Below are 4,145 nucleotides of genomic sequence, written 5' to 3'. Positions count from 1 at the left end.
GTTAAAGAATCACCAATCATACCATCAGATAAAATAAAAGTATCAAAAGCTCCAGAGTCTAGAGATCCTTGAATAATACCTTTACCACCTTGGTCTAAGTAACCGATTACAGCAACAGCATCACCACCAGCAGAAGCTAAAGTTGCTACTTCAGCTGCATAATCCGCTTTTCCATCTTCGTGAGCTGCGCTTGTTGTAACTTTAATACCATGAGCCTCTACAGCGGCTTTATAAACATCTGCCAAACCTTTTCCGTAGTCATTATTTGTATAAGTTATAGCAACACTTTTCACACCTCTATCTTTAGTAATATCTGCTAAAATCTGTCCACCTCTTGCGTCAGATGGAGCAGTTCTAAAAAAATACCCTTTATCTTCTATTGTTGTGAGCCCTGGAGATGTCGCAGATGGAGAAATCATAACTACTCCATTTGGAACTGCAACATTAGATGCAATTGCTCCAGTAACACCAGAACAGTCTGCACCCATAATTGCTACAACACCATTTGAAACCAATCCTTCTGCAGCAGAAGTTGCAGCAGCAGAGTCTACACAAGTAGAGTCAGCTCTTTCAACTTTAATTTTCTTTCCACCTAATAAAGAACCAGAGTCAGATGCTTCATTGAATGCTAATTCAGCAGATGCAGCCATAGCAGGAGTAAGTGACTCAATAGGTCCAGTAAAACCTAAAATTATACCCATTTTAATATTGCCGTGCCCATCTGCGTATACGTTTGATACTATGCTAGTAAAAAACATACATACAGCTATCATTAATTTTTTCATAGTTTTCCTCTATTTGTTAACGTTTTATAAAAATATAATTTAATTATGAATATGTGAGTTTTTCAATAAAAATTTATTTAATTTTCATATAATAAATATTGATCTAACTACAATTATTATACACAAATAGACAAAAATATGGGTTTTTGACTAAGAGGTTTTAGGTTGATTTTAAGTTATTAAGATCTAATTTGACTTCATAACTATGAAAATTTCGATTTTAATTCCTGTATTTAACGAGGAAAAAACTATTCTAAAGGTTTTAAATAGAATTAAAGAGACAAAAATTTCTAACATAGAATATCAGGTAATAGTAATTAATGATGGATCAACCGATGGTACAAAAAAAATATTAGATGATAATAAGGATTTCTATAATATATTAATTGATAACGATAGAAATTCAGGAAAAGGTTTTTCAATTAAAAAAGGAATTGATGCTTCAGAGGGGGATGTTGTACTTATCCAAGATGCTGATTTGGAGTATGATCCTAAAAATTATGAAACTCTTTTAGAGCCATTTATTTTAGGAGTAGCGGATGTAGTATTTGGATCAAGATTTATAGGATCTGATAAAAAAAGAGTTTTATACTTTTGGCATACAGTAGGCAATAAGTTTTTAACTTTACTATCAAATATTTTCACAAACTTAAATCTCACAGATATGGAGGTTGGGTATAAGGCTTTTAAAACTGATGTAGTAAAAAACATTAATCTTGAGGAAAATAGATTTGGATTTGAACCAGAGATAACAGCTAAAATTGCAAAAAGATCATTAAGGATTTACGAAGTTGGAATATCATATTTCGGTAGAAAATATGTGGATGGAAAGAAAATTACCTGGAAAGATGGTCTTAGTGCAATAAGATGTATATTAAAATACAATTTACTTAGATAAAAATGGGAAAAAAAATAGTCATTACAGGTGGTATTGGTTACATTGGAACTGAGTTGTGTAAAATTTATTCTGGATATAGCTGGAATGATCAAATCACTGTTATTGATAATAGATTTATTTCTGAGAGAGTAAATCAACTGAGAAATTGGAATATGAATTTTGTGCATGGGGATATTCTAGATAAAGATCTTATAAAAAAATATTGTAAAGATGCAGATGTAATACATCATTTAGCAGGGATAACCGCTGTCCCAAGAGTCAAGAGCGAAGCCTCTGAAGAAAATGAAAAGGTAATAGCAAGAGTAGCAAAAGAGGGCACTCAAAATATTATAGATTCAATAAGTGATAATTGTAAAATAATTATGCCTTCAACACACGTAGTTTATGAGGGAATGAAAGATGTTCAAGAGGATATTCAAGAAAACAAACAGACCTGTCCTGAATTAGCTTACGGTAAATCAAAAGATTTTAACGAAAAACAACTCAAGTCATCCGGAAAAAATTATATTATATTAAGATTAGGTTCTGTTTATGGTTATTCAACAGATACTGCGAGAATAGATATTATGACTAATCTTTTCTCAAAAATCTCATCTCAAAATGGAACATTAAAACTTTTTGCCGGAGGAAGACAAATCAAAAGTCTTGTGCCTTTAATTGATGTTGCTAGATGTTTTAAATTTATGGAGGAAAGAGACGATATTAGTAAAGAACTTTTTAATCTAACAAAAGATAAAGTCACCGTAAAAGATGTTGCTAAAATATGCAAAAAATATAATCCAAAAATATTGCTTAAGGAAACAAATGATGAAGTTCCTAACCTTGGTTTTTCTTTATCAAATAAAAAATTAATGAATACAGGATTTAAATTTTTATATGCTTTGGATGAAAGTATTAAAGAAATGATCGAAAAATGGTCAAAACAAGATCTTGTTAAAGATTTAGAATTCGTAAGAAATGGTGAAAATGAATATGTAGATACTCGAGGCAAGATTAGTAATTTTGAATTAACAGAACCAATTAATATGATTGGTTTAATAGATTCAAAAAAAGGAACAATAAGAGCTAATCATTATCATCCACAACAAGAACAAAAATGTTTATTCACCAAGGGACAAATAATTGAAATTTTTCAGGATTTATTAAATCCAAATTCTCCAAAAATTACACAAGTTGTTAATGAAGGACAAATATCAACAATAAAACCTAATGTTGCTCATACAATGGTTTTTACAAAAGATACGACATTTTTAAACTTAGTAAGAGGCGAAAGGGAACATGAAAATTATGGAGTGACTCATACTATTAAACATGTTTTTGTTGATGAGAAAGAAAGAGATCTATTAATGAGTTGTTATAAATTTAATTGTAGATCTTGTGGGAGTACAAAACTTAAAAGAGTAGTTTCTTTAGGGTATCAACCTTTAGCAAATAATTTGTTAAAGAACAAAAATGAAAAAACTGAATTATATCCTTTAGAAATGAACTATTGTGAAAGTTGTCATAATTGCCAATTGTCAGTCGCAGTTGATGCAAAAAAAATGTTTTCAAATTATTTATATACCTCGTCAACTTCAAAAGTATTTAGAGATCATTTTGTAAATGCTGCGAAAAAATATGTTAAAGAATTTAAACTTAATTCAAAAAAATCATATATTATAGATGTTGGAAGCAACGATGGAGTGGCCCTCAAACCTTTTAAGGATTTAAGTTTTAAAAATATATTAGGTATAGAGCCAGCAAAAAATTTAGCCAAACTGGCAAATAAAAATAAAATTAAAACTTTTCATGGTTTTTTAACCAAAAAAAACCTGAAAAAAATCAAAAAAAATGCGGATTTAATTTTAGCGTCAAATGTTTTTGCACATTCTGACAATTTAAAAGAAATGGCAGAATGTATGCTTAGTTTATTAAGTCCAAAAGGAACAATTATCATTGAGGTACAATATCTAATGAATACGCTGAAAGATTTGACTTTTGATAATATTTATCACGAGCATTACAACTATTGGTCATTAATATCATTAAAAAATTTCTTTAATCAATTTAACGCAATAATTTATAAAGCTGAAAGAGTAAATACACACGGTGGATCCATAAGAATTTATGTAAAAAAAAATCAAAAGATAAAAATTGATAAAAGTGTACATCAATTGATCAAAGAGGAATTAAATTATGGTATGGATGATTTCAAAACTTATCAAAAGTTTGCAGATAAAGTTTATAAAATTAGAGAAAACGTAATTAAAAATATTTCCAATTTAAGAAATAAAGGCGAAAAAATAATAGGATTTGGTGCGCCTGCAAAAGCGACTACTGCTCTTAATTTTTTTGGAATATCAAATCAAATTGATTTTATTGTAGAGGATAACAAGTTAAAGCATAAAAAATTTATTCCAGGTGCTGCCGTAAAACTAAAAATTTGACTAAGAGTTAATAATAAAAGGTTTTTGTTCATTAGA

General features: G+C 29.3%; 3 protein-coding genes. 2 read left to right on the top strand and 1 reads right to left on the bottom strand.

Features of this window, described 5'->3' with window-relative positions:
- Positions 1-785 (bottom strand): ABC transporter substrate-binding protein (locus AMN73_RS01450; protein WP_075534525.1); only part of this gene is annotated, 785 nt, incomplete at its 3' end.
- Between the two features lie 205 nt (positions 786-990).
- Here AMN73_RS01450 and AMN73_RS01445 point away from each other — a divergent pair.
- Positions 991-1,683 carry a glycosyltransferase family 2 protein gene (locus tag AMN73_RS01445; protein WP_075534524.1) on the top strand — a complete coding sequence of 231 codons (693 nt, stop codon included), beginning with the start codon at positions 991-993 and terminating at the stop codon, positions 1,681-1,683.
- Positions 1,684-1,685: 2 nt separating this feature from the next.
- On the top strand, positions 1,686-4,109 hold the full coding sequence (locus tag AMN73_RS01440) for an NAD-dependent epimerase/dehydratase family protein (protein WP_075534523.1): 2,424 nt from the start codon (positions 1,686-1,688) through the stop codon (positions 4,107-4,109).
- The last annotated feature ends 36 nt before the right edge of the window (positions 4,110-4,145 follow it).

Origin of the sequence: Candidatus Pelagibacter communis (assembly GCF_001179965.1) — a bacterium.
In the GTDB taxonomy this organism is placed as follows: Bacteria; Pseudomonadota; Alphaproteobacteria; order Pelagibacterales; family Pelagibacteraceae; genus Pelagibacter.
Note: the sequence above shows the minus strand (reverse complement) of the source record. Positions and strands in the feature narration are given on the sequence as shown.

Excerpts from the sequence above, each read along its gene's own strand:
- AMN73_RS01445 (WP_075534524.1), top strand. The coding sequence starts at position 991 with ATGAAAATTTCGATTTTAATTCCTGTATTTAACGAGGAAAAAACTATT.
- AMN73_RS01440 (WP_075534523.1), top strand. The coding sequence starts at position 1,686 with ATGGGAAAAAAAATAGTCATTACAGGTGGTATTGGTTACATTGGAACT.